Source organism: Nonomuraea sp. KM90, from assembly GCF_052246675.1.
GTDB lineage: Bacteria > Actinomycetota > Actinomycetes > Streptosporangiales > Streptosporangiaceae > Nonomuraea.
Map to the genome: position 1 here is coordinate 173,120 of NZ_JBQQCB010000007.1, position 22,190 is coordinate 195,309.

At 71.5% G+C, this 22,190-nt stretch carries 20 protein-coding genes; 10 read left to right on the forward strand and 10 right to left on the reverse strand.

The window, feature by feature from the left end:
• Positions 1–43 precede the first annotated feature (43 nt).
• Complete coding sequence (locus ACTWPW_RS11185) at positions 44–1,267, reverse strand: cytochrome P450 (RefSeq protein WP_443168635.1); 1,224 nt, start codon at positions 1,265–1,267, stop codon at positions 44–46.
• Positions 1,268–1,486: 219 nt separating this feature from the next.
• On the opposite strand from ACTWPW_RS11185, the gene ACTWPW_RS11190 reads away from it, so the two are divergent.
• Complete coding sequence (locus ACTWPW_RS11190) at positions 1,487–1,900, forward strand: hypothetical protein (protein ID WP_375116790.1); 414 nt, start codon at positions 1,487–1,489, stop codon at positions 1,898–1,900.
• Between the two features lie 114 nt (positions 1,901–2,014).
• Complete coding sequence (locus tag ACTWPW_RS11195) at positions 2,015–2,482, forward strand: phospholipase (protein WP_375116789.1); 468 nt, start codon at positions 2,015–2,017, stop codon at positions 2,480–2,482.
• A gap of 100 nt (positions 2,483–2,582) precedes the next feature.
• Here the strand turns inward: ACTWPW_RS11195 and ACTWPW_RS11200 are convergent, their stop codons facing one another.
• Positions 2,583–3,005: a spore-associated protein A gene (locus ACTWPW_RS11200; RefSeq protein WP_443168636.1), complete on the reverse strand. Its 423-nt coding sequence runs from the start codon at positions 3,003–3,005 to the stop codon at positions 2,583–2,585.
• A gap of 121 nt (positions 3,006–3,126) precedes the next feature.
• Here ACTWPW_RS11200 and ACTWPW_RS11205 point away from each other — a divergent pair, with 121 nt between their 5' ends.
• From ACTWPW_RS11205 to ACTWPW_RS11220, 4 genes are all read left to right on the forward strand, one after another.
• On the forward strand, positions 3,127–5,610 hold the full coding sequence (locus ACTWPW_RS11205) for a polysaccharide lyase family 8 super-sandwich domain-containing protein (RefSeq protein ID WP_443168680.1): 2,484 nt from the start codon (positions 3,127–3,129) through the stop codon (positions 5,608–5,610).
• 71 nt (positions 5,611–5,681) lie between these two features.
• Positions 5,682–6,671: a LacI family DNA-binding transcriptional regulator gene (locus tag ACTWPW_RS11210; protein ID WP_375116898.1), complete on the forward strand. Its 990-nt coding sequence runs from the start codon at positions 5,682–5,684 to the stop codon at positions 6,669–6,671.
• Positions 6,672–6,743: 72 nt separating this feature from the next.
• On the forward strand, positions 6,744–8,555 hold the full coding sequence (locus ACTWPW_RS11215) for a glycoside hydrolase family 2 protein (protein ID WP_443168637.1): 1,812 nt from the start codon (positions 6,744–6,746) through the stop codon (positions 8,553–8,555).
• A 143-nt stretch (positions 8,556–8,698) separates the two neighbouring features.
• Positions 8,699–9,127, forward strand: coding sequence for an organic hydroperoxide resistance protein (locus tag ACTWPW_RS11220; RefSeq protein WP_375116786.1), 429 nt, complete (start codon positions 8,699–8,701; stop codon positions 9,125–9,127).
• 23 nt (positions 9,128–9,150) lie between these two features.
• On the opposite strand, the gene sigJ is transcribed toward ACTWPW_RS11220, so the two are convergent.
• Positions 9,151–10,095 carry an RNA polymerase sigma factor SigJ gene (sigJ, locus tag ACTWPW_RS11225; protein WP_443168638.1) on the reverse strand — a complete coding sequence of 315 codons (945 nt, stop codon included), beginning with the start codon at positions 10,093–10,095 and terminating at the stop codon, positions 9,151–9,153.
• Between the two features lie 316 nt (positions 10,096–10,411).
• Between sigJ and ACTWPW_RS11230 the strand changes: the two genes are divergently transcribed.
• Positions 10,412–12,103: a S1 family peptidase gene (locus ACTWPW_RS11230; RefSeq protein ID WP_443168639.1), complete on the forward strand. Its 1,692-nt coding sequence runs from the start codon at positions 10,412–10,414 to the stop codon at positions 12,101–12,103.
• Between the two features lie 317 nt (positions 12,104–12,420).
• Entirely contained in the window at positions 12,421–13,416 is a 996-nt protein-coding gene (locus ACTWPW_RS11235) for an aldo/keto reductase (protein ID WP_443168640.1), read from the forward strand.
• Here the strand turns inward: ACTWPW_RS11235 and ACTWPW_RS11240 are convergent.
• The 3 genes from ACTWPW_RS11240 to ACTWPW_RS11250 are packed head-to-tail and all read right to left on the reverse strand — an operon-like array spanning position 13,389 to position 16,075.
• Positions 13,389–14,057 (reverse strand): response regulator, encoded by a 669-nt coding sequence (locus ACTWPW_RS11240; protein WP_375116782.1) that lies wholly within the window; start codon positions 14,055–14,057, stop codon positions 13,389–13,391. The two genes, ACTWPW_RS11235 and ACTWPW_RS11240, sit on opposite strands and share 28 nt — an antisense overlap.
• Complete coding sequence (locus ACTWPW_RS11245) at positions 14,050–15,144, reverse strand: sensor histidine kinase (RefSeq protein WP_375116781.1); 1,095 nt, start codon at positions 15,142–15,144, stop codon at positions 14,050–14,052. Before ACTWPW_RS11245 ends, ACTWPW_RS11240 begins: the two co-directional genes overlap by 8 nt.
• A 49-nt stretch (positions 15,145–15,193) precedes the next feature.
• Positions 15,194–16,075, reverse strand: coding sequence for a UbiA family prenyltransferase (locus ACTWPW_RS11250; RefSeq protein WP_443168641.1), 882 nt, complete (start codon positions 16,073–16,075; stop codon positions 15,194–15,196).
• Between the two features lie 237 nt (positions 16,076–16,312).
• Between ACTWPW_RS11250 and ACTWPW_RS11255 the strand changes: the two genes are divergently transcribed.
• Entirely contained in the window at positions 16,313–17,494 is a 1,182-nt protein-coding gene (locus ACTWPW_RS11255) for a hypothetical protein (protein WP_443168642.1), read from the forward strand.
• A 26-nt stretch (positions 17,495–17,520) separates the two neighbouring features.
• Positions 17,521–18,297: an AfsR/SARP family transcriptional regulator gene (locus ACTWPW_RS11260; protein WP_375116778.1), complete on the forward strand. Its 777-nt coding sequence runs from the start codon at positions 17,521–17,523 to the stop codon at positions 18,295–18,297.
• Positions 18,298–18,310: 13 nt separating this feature from the next.
• Here the strand turns inward: ACTWPW_RS11260 and ACTWPW_RS11265 are convergent, their stop codons facing one another.
• From ACTWPW_RS11265 to ACTWPW_RS11280, 4 genes are read right to left on the reverse strand one after another with little or no spacing between them, the layout of a single operon-like run.
• Complete coding sequence (locus tag ACTWPW_RS11265) at positions 18,311–18,568, reverse strand: hypothetical protein (RefSeq protein ID WP_364116724.1); 258 nt, start codon at positions 18,566–18,568, stop codon at positions 18,311–18,313.
• Positions 18,565–20,055: a hypothetical protein gene (locus tag ACTWPW_RS11270; protein WP_443168643.1), complete on the reverse strand. Its 1,491-nt coding sequence runs from the start codon at positions 20,053–20,055 to the stop codon at positions 18,565–18,567. The genes ACTWPW_RS11265 and ACTWPW_RS11270 overlap by 4 nt, the downstream gene beginning before the upstream one ends.
• A gap of 4 nt (positions 20,056–20,059) precedes the next feature.
• Positions 20,060–21,085 (reverse strand): zinc-dependent alcohol dehydrogenase, encoded by a 1,026-nt coding sequence (locus ACTWPW_RS11275; protein ID WP_443168644.1) that lies wholly within the window; start codon positions 21,083–21,085, stop codon positions 20,060–20,062.
• Positions 21,082–22,179 (reverse strand): hypothetical protein, encoded by a 1,098-nt coding sequence (locus tag ACTWPW_RS11280; RefSeq protein WP_443168645.1) that lies wholly within the window; start codon positions 22,177–22,179, stop codon positions 21,082–21,084. The genes ACTWPW_RS11275 and ACTWPW_RS11280 overlap by 4 nt, the downstream gene beginning before the upstream one ends.
• Between the last annotated feature and the right edge of the window lie 11 nt (positions 22,180–22,190).

Sequence of the window (22,190 nt, forward strand, 5' to 3'; positions counted from 1 at the left end):
GCGCCGGCCGCGCCGCGCCGAGCTGGCGGACGGCGTCAAGATGTCACCAGGTGACCCATACGTCCTGGAGCCCGCCGGATAGCCCGCCGGTGCGCAGCCGGAGGTCGTCGGCGGAGTCACGTAGCCGCAGGTTCGGCAGCCGCTGCGCCAGGGTGGTCAGGACGACCTGGAGTTCGAGCCGGGCCAGCGGCTGCCCGAGGCAGTAGTGCGGGCCGGCGCCGAAGGTGAGGTGCTGGCCGCTGTTCTGCCGCCGGGGGTCGAACCGGTCGGGGTCGGGGAACTTGTCCGGGTCGCGGTTGGCGGCCGGGATGTTCGGGATCAGCGTGCTGCCGGCGGGCACCGTGGTCCGGCCGAGCTCCACGTCCTCGGTGATGAACCTGGGCACCCCGCCGATCACCGACAGCGTGCTGTCCAGGCGCAGCACCTCCTCGACGGTGCCCGGGACGAGGCCGGGGTCCTCGATGACGGCTTCGTACCGGCGGCGCTCCGCGAGCAGCATGGCCGCCATGATGGCGATCATGTTCGAGGTGGTCTCGTGGCCGGCCAGCAGCAGCCCGCGTACGGTGGCGATGAGTTCGGCCCCGCTGAGCCGGCCGTCCTCGGCGTCGGTGATCTGGGTCAGCTCGCTGAGCAGGTCGTCACCCGGGTCCGCCCGGTTGCGGTCGACCAGGTCCGACACGTACGCGTTGAACTCCCGGTAGGCCTGGTCCACCTCCTCCTGCGTGTGCCGCGTGAGCGTCAGCATGACGCGGGACCAGTGGGCGAACTTGTCCTGGTCCTCGCTCGGCGCTCCCACCAGCGCGCAGATGACCCGTACCGGCAGCGGCAGGGCGAGACCGGCCGACAGGTTCCCCGGGGAGCCCTTGGCCAGCATGGCGTCCAGCAGGTCGTCGGTCATCGCCTGGACCCTGGGCCGCCAGAGCTCCATCCTCCGCATGGTGAACCAGCGGCCGAGCAGGCGCCGCCAGCGCAGGTGGCCCTGCCCCTCGCTGATGTCCATGGTGTTCACCCGGCGCCGGTTGAACAGGCCGCCGTCCTCGGTGGTGGACAGCCGGGCGGCGCCCTCCCTGGCCAGGTTGCGGCTGAAGCGCGGGTCCGCCATCACCGCGCGGGCGTCGTCGTACCTGGTCACCAGCGTGGCGACGTCGCCGCTGGGCAGCCGTACGTGCGCCACCGGGCACTTCTCGCGCAGCTCGGCGAGCTGCGGCGGCGGCTCCAGGGCCGTGGGGCGGTCGAACGGGAATTCGGGGATCGCGTCGGCAGTCACCTTGTCCTCCAACTCGGGAGCCCGTCGTCCTTCCGAATATAAGTCGATCGCCTCAGGACGCCCACGAAGGCCGGCGCGACGTGTCGGGCCACCGTGCCGGCGCTTTGTGGCGCTGATCACCTCTGATGTGTGGATTCCTGCACAGTTGATCGCTTGTGGTCTCCGTACTGTCTGTCTTGCCGGAAACACCCCGGCAGCACTGACAGGGAGGAACCCGAAATGCGTAAGACTCTTGCGATCGCCGCTCTGGCCGGTTCGATGGCTGTGACCGGTCTGGCGCTCAGCCCGGCCGCCGCGCAGGCGAGCACCACGACCCAGTCGGCCACGACGCAGTCGACGGTCACCACTTGGGGGAAGTTCTTCTCCAGTGACGGCAAGGCCTACACGTTCGGCAGGACGTGGAAGTCGGGTGGCAAGGTGTTCACGAAGTGGTACGGCGTGGACAAGGTCGGCGGGAAGAAGGGCTGGGTGTGGTTCGAGGTCTACCAGAACGGCGCCTGGCACAAGTTCAACAAGTCGTGGGACGGCAAGGTCGTGGGTTCGTGGAGTGGCCGGGGGATCGGGAAGGTGTACACCTTCACCTGCTGGGCCGGCAAGTTCGACAACTGCGGCAAGAAGTACCGCATCTACTGAACCTTGAAGGAGAACTGCTGCGGCGTTGCCCGTCGGCTCGCCTGATCGCCGGGGTGGCCGGACCAAGCTTGCCATGACAAGGTTCCGGCCCCGGGCAAAGACAAGCAGGTTCTCATGGTTGGACGATTCCTCGCCGCCCTCGCCCCGATCATCGTCTTCGCGCACCCGGCTCCCGCGTACGCCGTGACGCTGGAGCAGAAGCTCACCGCGCTCTCCGCGCTCACCAGTCCCACCAGCGCCGGCGCCGCCGCCTGGTACGACGCCTGGCTGGACCGGGCGTCCTGGACCGCCTACGCCTTCGACTGGTCCACCGACCTGTGCTCCGGCAGCCCCGACCAGCCGCTCGGCTTCGACTTCCGGATGCCCTGCCGGCGGCACGACTTCGGTTACCGCAACTACCGGGCCGTGAGCCGGTTCGCGGCAAACAAGGAGCACGTCGACAGCGCCTTCCTCTTCGACATGCGGCAGGTGTGCGCCGGGTACGAGGGGGTCCGCGAGGACGCCTGCGACCGGCTCGCCCGCTCGTACCACCAGGCCGTTCAGCGGCTGGGCGCGCTCGTGGTCGGCGAGGGGATCCACTGACCGTCACAGCCGGTGTGCGATCACCTGATCGCGGCTGTCCTGAGACCCCGGTGCCGTCGTGCCCGCCGGACCGGATCGGGCTCTCACCCGTCCGTTCCGGTCAGCCGCAGTTGGTCCGGCGCTTGCCGCCCTCGACCCCCGAGATGCGCCCCATCCAGTCCACGCACCTGCCCGCCGCGGACAGCCGGATCGGCCCGGCGTAGGAGGTGTAGTGGCGCCCCTGGTAGGCCGGCCAGTGCTGGCCGACCGGGTGCACGCCCAGGCCCGCCTCGATCAGCACGCGCGTGCCGGCGCGGTGGCGCTTGGCGATCACGCAGTTGTTGCCCGAGGCGGAGCTGTAGGTCAGGAACACGGTGCCGAGCCGGCCGATGGGGGCGGAGTTGACGACGCGGTAGCCGGGCCCGCACTCGCCCGCGTACGTGGCCGCGGCGGCCGGTGGGGCGGTGATGACGGTGCCGGTCACGGCGGTGAGGGCACAGGCGGCCACGGCCGCCGCTCGCTTGGAGCTGTTACGTAGAGTCACTGTTCGGTTATAACGCGTGTTCGCGGGGATGTCATCGAGCCGGCTCCTGGGCGGCCAGAAAAAGATCATGTAATGTGAGCCCGGCATACCCCCCAACGGCCTGGAGCCCGCCGTGCCGCACATGTCCCGCCGCCAGGTTCTCTCCCTGCTCCCCGCCGCCGGCCTGCTCGCCGTTGCCACCCCCGCGCGTGCCGCGGCGGCGGTCGACCACGCGCGGCTGCTCGCCAACACCGTGGCGATCTTCGCGGGGACCCCCGAGGTCAACGCCCGCCCCGAGGTCGCGGGCAAGCTCGCGGCCATTCTCGGCACCGCCAGGCAACGGCTGACGGCCATGGACCAGGCGGGCGCCGGCGAGCTGTTCGCCGGCCTGAAGCTGGGCACCGACGACGCCAACCTCCGGCTGGCCTACCAGTACCTGTACGAGATCGCGCTCGCGACCCGCGCCCCCGGCAGCGCGCTCGCCGACGACACCGCCGTCCAGCAGCGGGTCGCCGGCGGCCTGCGGTGGCTGCACGAGCGCTACTTCGGCGACCAGGCCGCGGGCTACTACGGCAACTGGCACAACTGGGAGATCGGCATCCCCACCCACGTGAGCAGGACGCTGGTCCTGCTGCCGGAGCAGTTACGAGGGGACCTGACGGGGACGTACATCACCTCGATGGACGCCTACCTGCGCAACGGCGAGAACGGCGACGTCGACCTCGACTCCCGCTTCCACACCGGGGCGAACCTGGCCGACATCACCGCCAACCGCATCCTTCAGGGCGCGCTCACCGGCGACGACGCCCGCGTCACCAAGGCCATCTCCGACCAGGCCACCGTCTTCGCCACGATCGACCCCTACAACCTCCAGCACGGCGTCACCGACGGCTACTACCGCGACGGCTCCTTCATCCAGCACCACTCGGTCGCCTACACCGGCTCGTACGGCCGCATCCTGCTGACCCGGGTCGTGCAGACGCTCAAGACCCTCGAAGGCGTGACCGGCGGCCCGGAAGAGCTTCCCGGCGCGGTGTACCGGTGGATCTCCGACGGCTTCGCCCCGCTGATCTTCGAGGGCTGGATGATGGAGATCGTCAAGGGGCGCGCGGTCTCGCGCACCAACACCGGCTACTCCGACGTCAGCGTGGTCGTGGAGGCCGTCGCCGACCTGGCCGACCACGTCGGGAGCGCCGAGGCGCTCGCGCTGAGGAAATACCTCAAGTTCCTGCCGGCCACCGACCCGGCCGCCTTCGTCTCCCCGGTCAGCATCGCCCGCTACGCCGCCATCCGCGCCGACTCCGCCATCCCGGCCGCCGACCTGAACCCGCCCGAGCGGTGCGTGGCGTTCAACGCCATGGACAGGACCGTCCACCGGCGCCCCGGCTACGCCTTCGCCCTGGCGCGGAGCTCGGAGCGGATCAGCAAGTACGAGTACATGAACGGCGAGAACCTCATGCCCTGGTTCCAGGGCGACGGCGCCTACTACCTCTACCTGGCGGGCGAGGACCAGCGCGAGGTCTTCGGCGTCGACTACTACACGACCGTCTCGCCGTACCGGCTGGCCGGGGCCACCGCGCCGGTGGAGGAGCGGCGGACGGTGCCCGAGCTGTACGGCCGGTTCTGGTACGAGAACCCCGGGCACCCGCTCAACTTCACCTCCTCCTCGGAGTCCCAGAACACCTACGTGTACTTCCCGCGCGCAGGCAACGCCTTCTCCGGCGGCGCGACGCTCGGCGCGTACGGCGCGGCCGGCCTGGTCCAGTCCGACGACGCCGCCTACACCGCCAAGCAGGCGGGGCTGCTGCCCGACGACTTCGTCGCCTACCGCAACGCCCGCGCGACCAAGTCCTGGTTCATGCTCGACGACGAGATCGTGGTGCTGGCCGCGGGCGTCTCCGGCCAGGACGGGCGGGCCGCGGTGACCACCGTGGACAGCCGCATCGCCGCCCCCGGCGACGCGGTCGCGGTCACCGGCGAGGGCTGGGACGGCGCGGCCTGGCAGGCGGGGGGCAGCACGCCACCGCGCTGGCTGCGCTACGCCAACGGCACCCGCCGCACGTCCGTCGGCTACGCCTTCCTCACCAGCCAGCCGGTCACGGCCGGGCTGGAGACCGTCACCCGCAGCCGCCGGGTCGTGCGCACGTCCAACCCCGACACCATGGTGACCAAGAACGTCTTCACCGCCTCCGTCACCCACCCCGCCGGCGGCGACTTGACCGCCCTCGCCTACGCCCTCGTCCCGAACGCGACCGAGGCCGCCCTGCGCGGCTACGCGAAGGGCCCGCTGTCCGTCCTGGCCAACAGCCGTCACGTGCAGGCGATCAAGCACAAGGCCCTCGGCATCGTCGCCGCCAACGTCTTCTCCGACGGCCCCCGCCACGTCGAACGCCTGCTCATCGACGGCCCCGCCTCGGTCATCGTCCGGTCCGGCGCGCGCACGGTCGTCGCCCTGTCGGACCCCACGATGAAGCGCGACCGCGTCTCCGTCGTCCTGCACGGCGCGTCCCTCAGGCTCGACACGGCCGACGAGGGCGTGACGGTACGCCGCGTGCCCGGCGGCACCCTGATCCAGGCGACCACCCGGCACGCGCACGGCCGCACCTTCACGGCGACCCTGCGCTGACCGCGCCGGCCAGTACGATGATGGCCGTGGTACCGACCCAGGGGTAAGGCGTTGCGCTGATGGCCGTGAGCATGCACGACGTGGCCCGCGCCGCCGGTGTCTCCCAGCGCACGGTCTCCAACGTCGTCAACGACTACGCGTACGTCCGGCCCGAGACACGCCGGCGGGTGCTCGACGCCATGGCGGAGCTCGGCTACGTGCCCAACGCCGCCGCCCGCCGGCTCCGGTCCGCCCGCACCGGGCTCATCGCGCTCGTCGTCCCCGACTTCAGGGCGCGCATCTTCGCCGACCTCGCCGGTCAGGTCGTGCGCGAGGCCGAGGCGCTCGGCTACACGGTGCTGATCGAGCTGACCGAGTCGGATCGCGAGCGCGAGCTGAAGGTGCTGACGGGCGGGCGGGACCAGCTCACCGACGGCGCGATCATGATGGCCATGTCGCTGCGGCCGGACGACGGGCAGCGCCGCCGCGCGGACTATCCGATCGTGCTGATCGGCGACGAGGTGCTGGAGGGCGAGGTCCCGCACGTCGGCATCCCGAACCGGGAGGCGTCGCTGGCGGTGGTGCGCCATCTGGCGGGCGCGGGCAGGCGGCGGTTGATGTTGCTCGGCCACCATCCCGGCGGAGGGCTGACGGCACGGTTGCGGCTGCGGGGATTTCTGGAGGGGCTGGCGGAGGCGGGGCTGACGGCGTACGACGAGTTGCTGGTCGGGGCGGACTGGACCCGGGCGGACGGCCGGCGGGCGATCGAGGAGCACCTGGACGCCGGGCGGCGGCTGCCGGACGCCATCTACGCGATGAACGACTCCCTCGCCCTCGGCGCGCTCCGGGCGCTGCGCTCCCGGGGGGTCCGGGTGCCGGAGGAGGTCGCGCTGGTGGGCTTCGACGACGTCGAGGAGGCCCGCTACGCGACGCCGTCGCTGACCTCCGTCTCGCCGGACGTCGAGGCGCTGGCCGGCAATGCCGTCGCGATGCTGGACGAGCAGATCGGTGGCAGGTCCGGCGGGCGCGGGTCGCACGTCGTGGTGGACTTCCGGCTGGAGGTGCGCGAGTCCAGCCGGTGAGGCCGTGTCGCAGGGGGCCGTGGCAGGGTATTTTGCTACGTAGCAATTACCCTGCCCCCCGAAGGTTGTGAGATGCCGAGCGCCGCTCCCCACGACGTGCCCCGTCCGGAATATCCCCGCCCGCAGATGGTCCGCGAGGACTGGCTCAACCTCAACGGCCCCTGGCAGTTCGAGATCGACGCCGCCGACTCCGGCCTGGAGCGCGGCCTGCGCGAACGCGAGCTCTCCGGCACGATCACCGTGCCCTTCGCGCCCGAGTCGGAGCTGTCCGGCGTCGGGCACACCGACTTCATGGCGGCGGTGTGGTACCGCCGCACCGTGACGATCCCGGCCGCGTGGGCCGGCCGCCGTACGCTGCTGCACTTCGGCGCCGTCGACCACGACGCCACGGTGTGGGTGAACGGCGTGGAGGTGGCCCGCCACCGCGGCGGCTTCTCGCCGTTCACGGCCGACCTGTCGGCGGTGGCCCGCCCCGGCGAGGACGCCACGATCGTGGTACGCGCCCGCGACCCCCGGCACGGTCCCCAGGCCCGCGGCAAGCAGTCCACCCGGTACGGCAACTTCGAGTGCCTCTACACCCGTACGACGGGCATCTGGCAGACGGTCTGGCTGGAGCCCGTCCCGGACGTGCACCTGCGCCGCCCCCGCATCACCCCCGACGTGGCGACCTCGTCCTTCACCGTCGTCGTGCCGCTGTCCGGCAACCGCCCCGGCAGCTCGATCCGCGTGACGGCCTCCGACGGGGACGGCGCCGCCGCCACCGCGACCGCCCGCGCCAACGTGGACCTCGCACCTTCCGTGCGCCTGGAGCTCCCGGCGGACCGGGTGCGCCTGTGGGAGCCGGGTGACGGCTTCCTCTACGACCTCAGGGTCGAGCTGCTCGACGACGGTGGCGCCGTCACGGACGCCGTGGACGGTTACGCCGGGCTGCGCTCGATCGCGATCGACGGCAAGCGCGTGCTGATCAACGGCCGCCCGGTCTTCCAGCGGCTCGTGCTGGACCAGGGCTACTACCCGGACGGCCTCATGACCGCGCCCACCGACGCCGCGCTGCGGCGGGACATCGAGCTGTCGGTGGCCGCCGGCTTCAACGGCGCGCGGCTGCACCAGAAGGTGTTCGAGGAGCGTTTCCTGTACCACGCCGACCGGCTCGGCTACCTGGTGTGGGGCGAGTTCGGCGACTGGGGCGCGGCCACCGGGCACGAGCGGCAGGAGCCGGCCGCCTCCTTCGTCACGCAGTGGCTGGAGGTGCTGGAACGGGACGTCTCACACCCGTCGATCATCGGCTGGTGCCCGCTCAACGAGACCTCCCAGGCCATCGACGACCACGTCACCCAGCTCGACGACGTCACCCGCGGCATGTTCCTGGCCACCAAGCTCGCCGACCCCACCCGCCCGGTCATCGACGCCTCCGGCTACAGCCACCGGGTGCCGGAGACCGACGTCTACGACTCGCACAACTACGAGCAGGAGCCCGTCGCGTTCGCCGGGCAGCTGAGCGGCCTGGGCGAGGACGAGCCCTTCGTCAACCGGGCTTCGGGCGGCCGGCCCATGTCCGTGCCCTACCGCGGCCAGCCGTACTTTGTCAGCGAGTACGGCGGCATCTGGTGGAACCCGGAGCTGGCCGGGACCGAGCAGGACGCGCTCCGCGAGAGCTCCTGGGGTTACGGGCAGCGGGTGCGGAGCGAGGAGGAGTTCCATGCCCGATTCGCCGGACTGACCGGGGCGCTGCTGGACGACCCGGGCATGTTCGGCTACTGCTACACGCAGCTGACCGACGTGTTCCAGGAGGAGAACGGCATCTACCGCTTCGACCGTACGACGAAGCTCGACGTGGACCGGGTCCGCGCGGTCCAGTCCCGCCCGGCCGCCGCCGAACGCTGAGACCCGGGTACCGCCGGCTGTACTCGCATCACCGGCTTGACAGGTGACGGGCGGGCCTGCCAACATCGTCACCAGTTGAACAGGTGACGCTCGCGAGCATGCCCGTCCGGGGCCGGCGATCGTCCTGCGGGAAAGGAAATGTCATGGCTGTGAGCTACACCGGGGTCGTCACCGTGACCGGAGAGGGCCGTAACGGGGGCCGCGTCCGGGCCGACGACGGTCTCCTCGACACCACCCTCGCCATCCCCGAGGAGCTGGGCGGCGCCGGTGGAGCCACCAACCCCGAGCAGCTGTTCGCCGCCGGGTGGGGCGCCTGCTTCCTCGGCGCGGTCAGGAGGGCGGCGGCGCAGCGCAAGGTGACGCTGAAGAGCACGAGCATCAGGGCCGAGGTGACCCTGCGGCACGGCGACGACGGCGGGTTCGGCCTCGGCGCCGTGCTCAACCTCGAACTGGGCGGGGTCGACCAGCGGACGGCCGAGGAGCTCGGGGACGCCGCCCACCAGATCTGCCCCTACTCCAAGGCCACGCGCGGCAACATCCCGGTGACCATCCGGGCGACCGCCGTCGCCTGATGTCCCTTTCGCCGCCGCAGGGCTCAGCCCGCCGTCCAGGGGCGGAGCTTCTCGGGGTTCCGGACCGCCCAGATGTGCTTGATCCGATCGCCCGCCACCTCGAACGCGAACACCGCCACCGTGACGCCGTCCTGCTGGGCCACCAGCCCCGGCTGACCGTTGACCGTACGCTCCAGGATCGCCAGGTCGGGCGCCACGCGGGCGATGTCGGCGAAGGCCTGCGCGACCAGGTCGCCGCCGTGGACCGGGAGGAGCCGGGCACTGACGAGCCCGCCCCCGTCGGCGGTCGCCGTGACGCCGGGGTCGAGGAGACCGATGAGGGCGTCGATGTCCTTGGCCTCCCAGGCCAGCTTGAAGTCCCTGACGATGCCGGCCTGCTGGGCGCTCGGCGTCGCGGGGGTCTCGGCCTCGCGGACGCGGCGGCGGGCCGAGGAGGCCAGCTGGCGGCACGCCCCCGGCGTACGGCCGACGATCTCGGCCACCTCGGGGAAGGAGTAGCGGAAGACGTCGTGCAGGATGAACGCGACCCGCTCGGCCGGGGTCATGGATTCGAGCACGACGAGGAAGGCCATGTTGACGGACTCGTCGAGGGTGACCCGGTCGGCGGGATCTCCCTCGGGCTTCATCCACTCCGTACGGTCGGGCACCGGCTCCGGGATCCACTCACCCACATAGCTCTCCCGCCTGGCCCGGGCCGAGCCGAGCAGGTCGAGGCAGATGCGGCCGGCGACCTTCCGCAGCCAGGCGCCCGGAGCCTCGATGGCCTCCTGCTCCCGGTCGGACATGGCGTACCAGCGGGCGTACGTCTCCTGCACGACATCCTCGGCCTCGGCCAGGGAACCGAGCAGCCGGTACGCGAGATTGATCAGCTGCCGCCGCTCACTCATGATCGCGCTCAGACTCGGATCGTCCCGGTCGTACCCTGGCCCGGATCGGCTGGTCATGGTGTCGACGACTCCCTCGGTCACATCTCTCCTCACCAGTTGGACGAGACAGCCTGCCGAACTGTGAGGTGCCTTCCCCCTTCCGCGGGGTCGCGTCGTCGTACCGGTGAGATCTGGCACCATCCAACACCAGCCAAGGAGCGAGCCGATGAGCACCCTTCAGACCGTCGCCGACCGCGTCGAGATCGCGGCGCATTTCGTGCAGACACCGTGAGTAGGTAGTGCGGCGTGGTGGGTTCCCAGTCGGCTACAAGCCATGGACAAGAGCGGTGCTTCAGCATTTGCCGACGTGAACGGATTTTTCGGGAATTTCAGGAATTTCAGTAAAGGGTGGACGAAGGTGGCCGCGGTTGTGGCGGCGGTCGTCATGGCAGTCGCGTTACCCGCCGCGCCCGCGGTGGCCGATGGCGCGCCCGACGAGCGGCCCGACGTGCCGGTGGGCACGTGGCTGGCGGCTCGCACCCAGCCCGCGGTGCAGCTGACCAGCTTCACCTACACCGGTACGGTCGCCGTCCCCACCAGCACGATCAACCAGAACGCCTTCAACCAGCTCACCGAGCAGGCCGTCCTCGCCGTGCAGGCGGGCAAGATCTCGTCGGACGAGCGCAGCATCGCCAAGTGGCTGTTCCAGCAGATCGCCGCCGACGTCGACACCTACCTCGCCGAGACCACCCCGGAACGTACGGTGGACGCCGAGGTCGGCGGCCTGTGCACCGGCTGGTGGGTCACCCCCGACGGCTACATGGTCACCGGAGCCCACTGCGTCCAGGTCGGCGAGACCGAGCTCAGCCGGTTGTTCGCGCAGCAGGCGCTGGCCAAGTTCAACGAGCAGGACGCCAAGGAGATCATCTCGGGCCTGCAGAACATCGCGGCCGACGAGGAGATGGTCAAGCTCGCCCAGCAGATCTACGTCACGTTCAACACCAACCACATGAAGATCCGCGGCCTGAAGCAGAGCCTGTCGGTGCTGCAGAGCCTGCCCGGCGGTGGCGTGGACAAGACCGCGAAGGCGGTGCCGGCGGAGCTGGTGTCGGTGGGCGAGAGCTACCCCGGCAAGGACTTCGCGCTGCTCAAGGTCAACGGCCAGCAGAACCTGCCGACCGTCCCGCTCGGTGACGACGCCGACGTGCGCACCGGCGACTCGCTGTACATCAGCGGGTTCCCGGGCCTGGTCACGAACACCCCGTTCTTCAGCCTGGAGTCCAAGCTGGAGCCGGCGCTGACCGAGGGGCCGTACAACGCCAAGCGCACCACCCAGACCGGCGTGCCGTACATCCAGACGCAGGCGCCGTCCTACCAGGGCAACTCCGGCGGGCCGGTGTTCAGCAAGGACGGCAAGGTCATCGGCATGCTGATCGCCGGCACGGTGAGCGAGGGCGGCGAGGCCTCGGAGAGCGAGAGCTTCGTGCTGCCGGTGAGCATCATCAAGGAGAAGCTCGGCGAGAAGAACGTCAAGCCCGCCCAGGCCGTCACGACGGTCCGGTACAACGAGGCGCTCGACGACTACTTCCGCAACTACTTCGAGGACGCCCTGCCGAAGTTCCGCGAGGTGCAGGCGCTCTTCCCGAACCACCCGTACGTGGCCAAGTACATCAGCGACACGCAGGCGGCGATCTCGGCGGGCAAGGACGAGTCGCCCAGGCCGCTGCTGATGTGGGTGCTGATCGGGGCCGGGGTGCTGGTCGCGATCGTGCTCGCCCTGGTCGTGGTGAAGCTCCTCGGCAAGCGCCGCCGCCGATCCTCTCCTCCAATGGGTTACGCCCCGTACGGTGCGGTGCCGCCGCCCTCGTGGCCGCGGCACCAGCTGCCGGCCGGACATGACAGTCAAGCGTCGCCGCCGGTCCCGCCGGCCCACGGCGGCACGTACGCCCACAACGGTCAGGGAGGTTACGGGGCCGGGCCCTATGCCGGTGGTGGTGGGCAGTACGGCAACCCTGCGCAGGGGCACGCCGGTCAGCCGTACCTGGACGACCGGACGCGCGACGCCCGCCACGGCCAGTTCGCGCCTCCTCGGGACGGTCACTCCTCCTGAGAACGGCTTCCTCCGGCAGCAGGCGGGGAGGAGCATGAGCCGTTCACGATGTTCCCCCGCAGGCGACCGTCCCCCCGAGGGGCGGCAGCCGGAGGTTCGTGGACCGGCGGCACGTGATCGTGGACGTGCCGCCGGTTCACCCACGTCCGTCCAACGATTCCCCGGAAGGGGCCCCGTTCGTATCCCCGCTGTATCGCGGATGAAGCCTGCCTGGATAGGCCCGGCGCATCGTGATGGTATGTCCGGCGAAACCCTGACCGAAGGCTGCGAGCACGGCCGTCACCGGCACCCGACCCATCGCGGGATCCCGTGACCCGATGGACGTCAGGCGACTCGGCCACGCCGGTCCGGCCTCCTCCGCCATCGGCCTGGGCGGGACGGCCTTCAGCGGCGCGTACGGCACCGTCGATGTCGGCGCGGGTGTCCGGGTCATCCGCCACGCGCTGGATCTGGGCATCACCCTGCTCGACACGACCTGCCGCACCCGGTCCGAGGAGGTGGAGCAGCTGGCCGGCCGGGCGATCGGGGGCCGCCGCCGGGAGGTGGTGCTGGCGGCGCTGGCCCGCCCGGGCAACCGGAGCCTGGCCCGGGCCTGCGACGCCACCCTGCGCCGGATGGCCGTCGACCACCTCGACCTGTTCTACCTCGACTGCCCGGCCTGGCGGCGGCCCATCGAGGACGGCGTGGGCGAGCTGGCCGAGCTCGTCACGGCGGGGAAGATCCGGCACATCGGGCTGGCCGAACCGCTGGCCGGGCAGATCCACCAGGCCGCCGCCGAGCACGCGATCTCGGCGATCACCTGTGAATACTCCCTGTGGGAGCGCCGCGCCGAGCTGGACCGGCTGCCCGCGGCCCGGGCGCACCGGATCGGGGTGGTGGCCTGCCGCCCGCTCGGCCGCGGCTTCCTGTCGGGAGCGGCCAGGTTCGGGGCGCACCTGGCGCATGATGACGCGCGGCGGGCGGACTTCCGCATCGCCAGGCACGCGCTGGGGGAGAGCATGCGGGCGGTGCGGTCGGCCGAGGAGATCGCCGCGCAGCTGCACCTCAGCCTGGCCAGGCTGGCCCTGGTGTGGCTGCTGGCGCAGGGCGGTGACATCGTGCCGGTCCCGAGCACGCGCAACCAGGTGCACCTGGAGATGAACGCCAGCGCGGCGGGCATCCAGCCCGACCACGCCCTGCTCGCGCGGCTCGGCACGCTGTTCCCGCCGCTCCAGGGCCCGATACCTGAGGGCCCGCCGCTCCAGGGCCCGACCTCTCAGGGCCCGCCGCTCCGGGGCCCGATCCCTCAGGACCCTCCGTGTCCGGGGTTGTGATGGGTGGACGGCGGTTTGATGAGGGACGCCGCGACGGCCTTGTTCACCGCGTCCACCCGCGAGACCGCCCCCAGCTTGACGAAGATGTTGCGCAGGTGCCGCTTCACGGTCGCCTCCGTCAGGTCCAGCCGGCTGGCGACCTGGCCGTTGCTCAGCGCCTCGGACACCAGCTCCAGCACCTGCAGCTCCCGCGCGGACAGCGGGTTGACGTCGCTCGGCTGCGCCTGGCACAGGCTCTCCCTGGAGACGGCCAGCACGACCCGGTCGTGGTCGGTGCGGGCGGCGTGCACGGCGGCCAGCAGCTCGGCCCGGCGCACGCTCTTGAGCAGGTAGCCCCGGATGTTCTGGGCGAGCAGGCTCCGCACCAGGTACGGCCCGTCGTACATGCTCAGGATGATCACCTCGGTGTCGGGTGAGGCGGCCTGGATGCGGCTCACCGTCGTGGTCACCTCGTCGCCGGGGATCTCCACGTCGAGCAGCACGACGTGCGGTTTCCGCTCGGCGGTGACCGAGACGGCGCCCTCGCTGTCGCCGGCCTGGCCGACCACGACGATCTCGTCGTCGCTCTCCAGCAGCTCCTTCAGGCCCTCACGGAACAGGGCATGGTCGTCCACGATGAGGACGGTGGTGCGGTCATCCATCTCGATGCTCCGATAACGGTACGACGAGTTCCATGTAGGTGCCGCGGTTCACCACCGGTGTCAGCATCAACCGGCCGCCTATCAGCTCGGCGCGCTCCCGCATCGACGTCAGCCCCATGCCGGACGACCGGCGCGCCCGGGCCAGGTCGAAGCCGCCGCCGTCGTCCTCGACCATGGCGTGGAGCTGGCTGGGCGCGATGTTCACGCTGATGAGCACCATGCTCGGCGTGCCGTGCGCGAGCGCGTTGCGCACGGCCTCCCTGATGATGAGGAACGTCTCCGCCAGCACCTGCCTGGAGGCCCACGCCTCGTCGCCGTTGACGCGTAAGCGCATGATCACGCCGTCGGGCGCGATGGTCTCCAGGAGCGTGGTCAGCTCCTTCTCGAGGTTGTGCACCTGCTCGTCCATGCGCAGGTCGGAGACGATCGAGCGGGTGCTGAGCATGGCGTTCTGGACGGCCTCGTGCGCCAGCGTCACGCGGTCCATGGCGTTGGCCGGGTTCGTCCGGTAGACCTCGGCCAGCTCCAGTTGGTGGTGGGCGACTCCCAGCCCGGAGCCCACCCGGTCGTGCAGTTCGCGCGCGATCCTCCGGCGCTCGTCCACGTGCGCGGCGTTGATGTCGTGGAGGAGCTGGGAGGAGTAGGCGAGCGAGGCCTCGTGGACCCGCATGATGACACTCTCCGTCACGGCGCGCATGACGAGCACGAGCAGTTCCCGGCCGCACGCGTGCTCCGAGAGGTAGTCCGCGGCGGCGTTCATGGTGACGTCCGCGAGGCAGGTCGCGGCCTGCAGCGACGCCCTGGGGTGCAGCCGGCTCTCCGCCCGGGTCTTGCCGATGTCCCAGGCGAGGAGCTTGTAGCCCTCGTCGATGGTGGGGTGGCCCAGCCGCAGGCTCCTCATGACGTCGGTGATGGTCAGGTCGGCATGGGCGAGCAACTGCGGCCGGGTCTCGGGATCGCCGATCAGCGGACTGCTCATGCTCTCCAGCCCGGCCACGTAGGCCGCCAGGAGCGCAGACCGCTCAGCGTCGAGGAAGTCGGCCAGCGCCTCCCGCAATGGCTTGCCGCTTTCGCGCACGTGCGCCATCACTGGGCCCTTCCCGGAAGGTGGGCGCCCGAACGTAGGACATCTTTTATCAAGCCCATAAGACCGACAACAGCACAGCAACATGGGCGATGTACTGCGTCGCCATGAACACTCGGTAGGGGGCCCGGCTGCCGACCCCGACCTTGACGGCCAGCCCGGCCAGCAGCACGGCGCCGGCGGACAGGCAGATCGCCATCCCCGCCAGCAGCGGCTCGGCCACGCTCACCAGGCCGGCCGCGATGGCCAGCGAGGCGGGCGCCGCGATGAGCAGGATCCGCGTACGAGCGAGGCCGTACGCGGTCAGGAAGCTGCGCCGCCCCGCCGCCGCGTCACCGAGGGCGTCGGGCAGGTCCTTGGCCGGGGCGCCGACCAGCCCCATCCAGGCCGCCATGATCAGCGCCATCTGCGGCAGCGGGGTGCCGGTGACCTCGGTGAGCCGGCCGCCGGCGGCGACGAAGCCGGCCGCGTACGTCAGCAGCGCCGCGCTGACCGCCACGGCGACGCTGGTGCTCGGGCGGGACTTGAGCAGCAGCGGCGGGGCCGAATAGGCGTGGCCGAGCACGAGCAGCGCCGCGACGAGGACCGCGAACAACGGGCCGGCCAGGACGCCGAGGCAGAGCGCGAGCACCGCGGCCCCGCCCGCGACCCTGGCCGCCGTGCCGGGGCGGAGCAGCCCGCCGGCGATGGGCCGCGAGGAGCCATTGGCCCGGTCCTCGACCACGTCGGTCACCCCGTTGAAGAGGTAGACGAAGAACACCGCGAGTGTCCACGAGCAGATCCCGAGCAGCGCACCGGAGGGCCACGACCCCGCCGCTCCCAGCGCGGCGCCGGCGCCGAACCGCAACGCGAAGACCACGAGCACGGACGGCCGGGACTCACGCAGACACAGGACGGGCACGCGCCACGGCGCCACTGATCGGTCGGCTCTCATAGCCGTATGATGCGTCGCCAAACGAATCTGACAAGGGGTACAACTCGGTGTTACCACTTTAGGAGTCGTGCGCGATTATTTCGAGTCAGCCGGATGGCGCTTGCGGGGGAGTCGGCTTGTTTAAGCACGTCAGCCAGGTGAAGCTGCAAGGGAGTCGACCCGACCTGACTTACTCCCACTAGAGAGAGATTTTCGGTGATGCCCTCCTCTTCGGCGAGCCGGTTTTATGACTGGAATTTGGCCGCAGGCACCGGTGAACGGCGAGTCGAGCTCAACGACGAAACCTTACGCGACGGCCTGCAGAGCCCTTCCGCGCGCCAGCCCACATTGGCCGAGCGCATGCGCCTGCTCCGGCTCATGGACCGGCTCGGGATAGAGGCGGCGAGCATCGGCATGCCGGCCTCCGGGGCGGCCGCCAAGCGCACCGTCACGGAGCTGGCCGCGTTCGGCGCCGAGGCGACGCCGCGGCTGCGGCTGCACTGCGCCGCCCGGACCGTGACAGGTGACATCCAGGCCGTCGCCGACGTCAGCCAGCAGCTCGGCCGCCCGCTCGACGTGATGGCCTTCATCGGCTCCAGCCACGTGCGGATGGACGCGGAGGGCTGGACGGCCGCGCAGGTCGAGCAGGCGGTCCGCGAGGCCGTCCGGTTCGCCGTCGCGGAAGGGCTGCCGACCTGCCTGGTCACCGAGGACAGCACGAGGGCCAGGCCCAGGCTGCTGCGCCGCCTCTACCTCGCGGCTCTGGACGAGGGGGCCGTCCGGATCTGCCTGTGCGACACCGCCGGACACGCCGAGCCCGCCGGGGCCGCGGCGCTGATCCGCCACGTACGCGAGAAGATCCTGGACCCCGCCGGCCACGACCACGTGCCGATCGACTGGCACGGCCACAACGATCGCGGCCTGGCGCTGGCCAACGCGCTGGCGGCCATCGACGCGGGCGCCTCGCGCGTGCACGCCACCGCGCTCGGCATCGGCGAGCGGTGCGGCAACACGGCGATGGACCAGCTCCTGGTCAACCTGGGCCTGCTGGGCGACGGGCGCGACCTGGACATGCTGGACGAGTACTGCCGTACGGCGTCCGAGGTCGTCGGCCGCCCCATCCCGCCCGAGTATCCGGTGTTCGGCAGGGACGCCTTCTTCACCGCCACCGGCGTGCACGCCGCGGCCGTGGCCAAGGCGGAGCGGGCCGGGGACAGGCGGCTGGCGGACCTGGTCTATTCCGGCGTCCCCGCCTCGCGGTTCGGGCGCCGGCAGGAGATCGGCGTGGGCCCGACGAGCGGGCGCTGGAACGTCCACAGCTGGCTGCGGCGCAAGGGCCTGCCCTCGGACCCGCCGGTCATCGACCGGATCCTGACCGCCGCGCGCAGCGCGACCCGCGTGCTCACCGACCGCGAACTGACCGCTCTCGCAGCGGACTGACGCCGCTCACCACAAGGAAGATCACCATGGCGAACTTCAACCTGCTCGGCCCCGTAGAGATCGTCGTCGACGGCCACGCGCGCACGCTCGGCCAGCACAAGCTGCGCCAGGTGCTGGCCGTGCTGGCACTGCGGGCCAACCAGATCGTGGACACCGACCTGCTGATCCAGGAGCTGTGGGACGAGCGCCAGCCCAAGAACGCGCGGACCATCCTGCACACCTACGTCTACCAGCTCCGCAAGACCTTCGAGCAGGACGGGCTGTGCCGGCACGGCGAGGAGCTGGTGGAGACCCGGACCGCCGGCTACCTGCTGCGGGCCGGCGATGACGACATCGACGTCTTCCGGTTCGACCGGCTCGTCCGGGAGGGGCGGCGGCTGCTCCGCGACGGCGACGTGGCGGGGGCCGCCGCGCTGCTGCGCCGCGGGCTGGACATGTGGTCGGGGCGGGCGGTGGCCGACGTGGTGCCGGGGCCGGTGCTGCACGGGCACACGGTCGCGCTCGACGAGCAGCGGGTCTGCGCCCTGGAGATGCGCATCGAGGCCGACCTGGAGCTGGGCCGGCACCGTGACGTCCTTCCCGAGCTGCGCCTGCTCGTCGAGACGTACCCGTACAACGAGGGGCTCCACGGCCAGTTGATCAGTGCCCTGGGCCGGTGCAACCGGCGCAACGAGGCCCTGCACGCCTACCAGAACCTGCGCCACCTCCTCGACGAGGAGCTGGGCCTGGCCCCCTCGCCGCAGATCCAGGAGCTGCAACGCGAGCTGCTGTCCGCCGGCATGCTGAAGAGGATGGCGTCATGAACGCGATCGCACCCTAGCGGGCGCGGGTCTTGGCCGCGTCGTTCAGGTGCCGTACGGCGAAAGCCGCCGTCGCCGCCGCTCCCCTGGCGCAGCTCAGCGCCTCGCGGGCACCGTCCACGCTGCCCTGGGGGAAGGCGGCGACCGCCCCGGCCGCGCAGGAGATGAGCTCCTGCGTGGCCTGCACCATCAGCTCCTCGCAGCCGTCCAGGTCGGCCACCCGGTCCCGGGCGGTCTCGAGCAGGTCCAGCACCTCGCCTATGTCCGTGCTCATGATGTCTCCTCCAGTCGTATGGCCCGGCCGCCGTCCCGGCCGCCGCTCTCCGCGGCGAGCGCGGCGGCCCAGCCGGTCGGCAGCTCCTCGGGCGGCACCAGGTGGTCCAGCACTTCGGGGAAGGCGACCAGGTGCGCCTCACGTACCGGGACGCGGGTGAGAGCGTCCACGTCGGCCGGCGACAGCCCGCCCGCGCCGGCTATCTCCACGGGTCCCGCCGGGATGAGCGCGCCGCCGGGCAGGGCCCGGGCGACGGCCTGCAGGCTGGCCAGGTGGAGGCCGGCGGGCACCTGGGCGACCCGCTCGGCCGCCGCGCGGAACTCCGCGCCCACGCTCAGGGCGTCCACCACTCCCCGCTGCATCACGGGCAGGTACGTGGCCTGGAAGTAGCCGCCGACGCAGCTCAGCCCGCGGGCGAACGCCAGTGTCGCGAAACAGGTGAACAGCGAGGGCAGCAGCTGCCCGCCGAGCAGCGCCGGCACCAGGTCCTCAGGACCGAACTTCCACTCCAGCCGGTGGCCGCGCTCGTCGATCCCGGTGAGCAGCTCGCCGTCGAGTGTCAGCGGCACCCGCCGGCCCGCGGCGCTGAGGCCCCAGAAGAAGACCGTGCCCCGCGACGGGTCCCGCTGCCAGCAGGCCCGCACCCCGTCCAGCCGGCCGAGCAGCGTGTCGCGCACCTGGGGCACGAAGAACAGCTGGTGGACCAGGCTGCCGGGGTCGTGGAGATCCCGGCTCAGCAGGGCGGCGCTGATCGGCTCGATCGCCAGCTGCACCAGCCGGGCGGGCGGATCGGCCTGGAACAGGCCGTCCCACAGGGCGGTGTTGACGCGGGTGGCCTGGAGGGCGTGCGAGGGCAGCGACAGCGTGGCGGGGGAGGCGTACACCTGGTGCAGGACGTCGTCCGCGCTGCGCGCGCAGAACGCGGAGACCTCCCCGTCCCGCCGCATCCGCGCCAGCCGGCCGCGCGCCCGGTCGATCATCCCGGCGTCGTACGGCCGCGCGGCCAGCACGGTCCGGTGCTTGTCGCGGTTCGGCTGGATGGGCAGCCGCTGCGGCAACGACCCGACCTCGCCGTGCCGGGGGTCGTAGAGCCGCAGCCCCATGGGGTAGGTCAGGTTGTTCATGCTGACCGAGCCGAAGCCGAGCACGACGACGTCGCGCGGGGCGCCCGGCCGCAGCGCGAAGAGCAGCGTGCCCTGCACGGAGTCGGCGAAGGTGTCCACCCCGAAGTGGTTGGAGGTGGGCACGATCGGCTGCGCGCGCAGGCCGGCCACCGCCTCGGCGGCCACGGCGGGGCCGTACCAGGCCGCCGTCTGGTCAGCGACGACCTGGTACAGGTCCTCCCTGCTCTGCCACGGCTCGGACCGGCCGGGGCGGAGCCCGGCCAGCAGGTCGGCCAGCGGGGCGTCGCCGAGGCGCCGCAGCGTGTCGCGGACCAGCGGCGAGTGCCGCGCCGCAAGGTCGAGGACGTGAGCACCCAACGTCATGGCTTCAGCTCCACGGATAGAGGACGATCTTGCCGCACTCGTGGCGGGACTGCCGGTCGAACGCCTCGCCGATCCGGTCCAGCGGGTAGCGGTGGGTGATGAACCGCTCGATCTGGTCGGGCACCTCGCCGATCAGGTGGAGCAGCCGGCCGGCGTCGTTCAGGTTGATGTCCAGGCTGCCCATCAGCGTCACCCCCTTCTGCACCAGGTCGTCGTCCACGCGCACGGTCAGCTCGCCGGGCTCGGCCAGGAAGCCGACCGTGCCCAGGCGCCTGACCGCGTCGACGCACAGCCGCTGGTACTCCGGCTGCCCGGAGCAGTCGATCGCGAAGTCCACGCCGCCGGTGAGCGACCTGACCTGTTCGAGCGGGTCGCCGTCGCGGGGGTCCAGGACCGTGGCGCAGCCCAGCTCGCGGGCCAGCCGGGCCCGGTAGGGGCTGCGGGCCACGCCGATCACGGTGGCGCCGCGGTACCGGGCGTTGATCACCCCGCCCAGGCCGACCGCGCCCAGCCCGGTGATGAGCACGGTGTCGAAGGAGCCGACGCCCATGCGCTGCATCACCCCGAACGTCGGCCCGAGGCCGCAGCAGGCCATGGCGGCGTGATCCAGCGGCATCGCGTCGGGCACCGGTACGCAGAGCCAGGCGGGCTTGACGGCGTACTGGGCGAACCCGCACTCGCCCGACTCGCTCTTGCACACCTCCAGCGGGTCCTCGGTGCCGGCGCAGTGCGAGTAGTAGCCGCGCCGGCACAGCTCGCAGGTGCCGCAGGGATAGCCGCACAGCGCCACGACCCGGTCGCCGGGCCGCAGCCGGGCGCCCTCGGGCGCGTCGGCCACGACGCCGGCCATCTCGTGGCCCAGCGAGTCGGGCCGGTTGCGCTCCAGGTAGACCTGGTCGCGGTAGGCCAGGTACTCGTTGCACATGGGCGCGGCCTCGACCTTGAGCAGCACGTAGTCGCGGCCGATGGCCGGATCCGGCTTGTCGACGACCGCGCAGGCGCGCGGGCCGGTGATCCGTACGGTCTTCATCGGCCCGGCGCCAGATACTGGCCGATGCTGCCGCGCCGGCGCACGTCCACGGTGACGCAGTGGAAGGATCCGCCGAAGGTGTACACGTGCCGGAAGTCCACCGGGACGCAGCGGAAGCCCCAGTCGGTGAGCAGCTCCATCATCGGCTCCTCCTGGCGCTCCACCACGACGGTCCGCTCGTCCAGGGAGAGCATGTTCATGCTCACCCACGGGCTGCAGAAGTACATCGGCCAGTCGCGCGGCAGCGCCGGTCGCGGCGCCTGGCGGATCTCCCAGCCGCGGAACAGGTCGGTGGGCACGTAGCGCTCCTGGTTGACCAGCAGCTTCCCGGGCGCCAGCGGCAGCAGCGTGGCGTCGATGTGCATGGCGTGCGGGTCGTTCACCTCGATGGTGCGTACGCGGAACGCGCTGCCCAGCGCCCGCTGCACCCACCGGATGCCGAACGCGTTGGTGACGTGGCTGCGCTGCACCACGAGGTCGCGGCCGAACCGCATGAAGTCGGCCGCGTCGAAGACCGGCTCGAACTCGGTGATCGCCCACCCGTCGTGCTCGCCGGTGCGGAACAGCTCCTCGGTGAGCTGGGGGCGGGGGGCCTGCAACCACCGGGCGTCCTGGTTGAAGTACGACTTGAGCAGCGGCCGGAACGGGTCACCGTCGAACTGGCGGCAGCGCCACGACATCGGGGACTCGATGATGGTCTCCCCGACGACGATGAGGTGGTCGCGCGGCATGGCCGAGTAGAGCCCGCCGGAGGTCACCCAGTGCGGCGTGGCGAGCTCGGCGCCGTGGTCGGCGGGCTCCGGCCGGACCACCTTGACGCCCTCGGCCGCCAGGGTGCGGGCCAGCCCGTCGAGCTCCTCGTCCGCGGCGTCCACCAGGTCCTGCGGGAACGGCTGCCCGCCCCGCTCCTGGAAGAGCCGCCACGAGCTGGGCGGCATCGTGGCGCGCATGGACTCCTGCCAGGTCGGGAAGACGCCGCCGGACAGCCGCCCGACGATCACCTCTTCCAGCGGATCCCACTCGTTGTAGGAGCTCACCACCTTGGCCGGTGCGCGGCGGTCCTGGCGGGCCGGAGCAAGCGAGGACACGGTCATGGGAAATACGC

Bases quoted from the DNA above. Each gene is read 5' to 3' on its own strand.
- ACTWPW_RS11190 (WP_375116790.1), top strand. From the start codon at position 1,487: ATGCGTAAGACTCTTGCGATCGCCGCTCTGGCCGGTTCGATGGCTGTG.
- ACTWPW_RS11195 (WP_375116789.1), top strand. From the start codon at position 2,015: ATGGTTGGACGATTCCTCGCCGCCCTCGCCCCGATCATCGTCTTCGCG.
- ACTWPW_RS11205 (WP_443168680.1), top strand. From the start codon at position 3,127: ATGTCCCGCCGCCAGGTTCTCTCCCTGCTCCCCGCCGCCGGCCTGCTC.
- ACTWPW_RS11210 (WP_375116898.1), top strand. From the start codon at position 5,682: ATGCACGACGTGGCCCGCGCCGCCGGTGTCTCCCAGCGCACGGTCTCC.
- ACTWPW_RS11215 (WP_443168637.1), top strand. From the start codon at position 6,744: ATGCCGAGCGCCGCTCCCCACGACGTGCCCCGTCCGGAATATCCCCGC.
- ACTWPW_RS11220 (WP_375116786.1), top strand. From the start codon at position 8,699: ATGGCTGTGAGCTACACCGGGGTCGTCACCGTGACCGGAGAGGGCCGT.
- ACTWPW_RS11235 (WP_443168640.1), top strand. From the start codon at position 12,421: ATGGACGTCAGGCGACTCGGCCACGCCGGTCCGGCCTCCTCCGCCATC.
- ACTWPW_RS11240 (WP_375116782.1), bottom strand. From the start codon at position 14,057: ATGGATGACCGCACCACCGTCCTCATCGTGGACGACCATGCCCTGTTC.
- ACTWPW_RS11245 (WP_375116781.1), bottom strand. From the start codon at position 15,144: ATGGCGCACGTGCGCGAAAGCGGCAAGCCATTGCGGGAGGCGCTGGCC.
- ACTWPW_RS11250 (WP_443168641.1), bottom strand. From the start codon at position 16,075: ATGAGAGCCGACCGATCAGTGGCGCCGTGGCGCGTGCCCGTCCTGTGT.
- ACTWPW_RS11260 (WP_375116778.1), top strand. From the start codon at position 17,521: ATGGCGAACTTCAACCTGCTCGGCCCCGTAGAGATCGTCGTCGACGGC.
- ACTWPW_RS11265 (WP_364116724.1), bottom strand. From the start codon at position 18,568: ATGAGCACGGACATAGGCGAGGTGCTGGACCTGCTCGAGACCGCCCGG.
- ACTWPW_RS11270 (WP_443168643.1), bottom strand. From the start codon at position 20,055: ATGACGTTGGGTGCTCACGTCCTCGACCTTGCGGCGCGGCACTCGCCG.
- ACTWPW_RS11275 (WP_443168644.1), bottom strand. From the start codon at position 21,085: ATGAAGACCGTACGGATCACCGGCCCGCGCGCCTGCGCGGTCGTCGAC.
- ACTWPW_RS11280 (WP_443168645.1), bottom strand. From the start codon at position 22,179: ATGACCGTGTCCTCGCTTGCTCCGGCCCGCCAGGACCGCCGCGCACCG.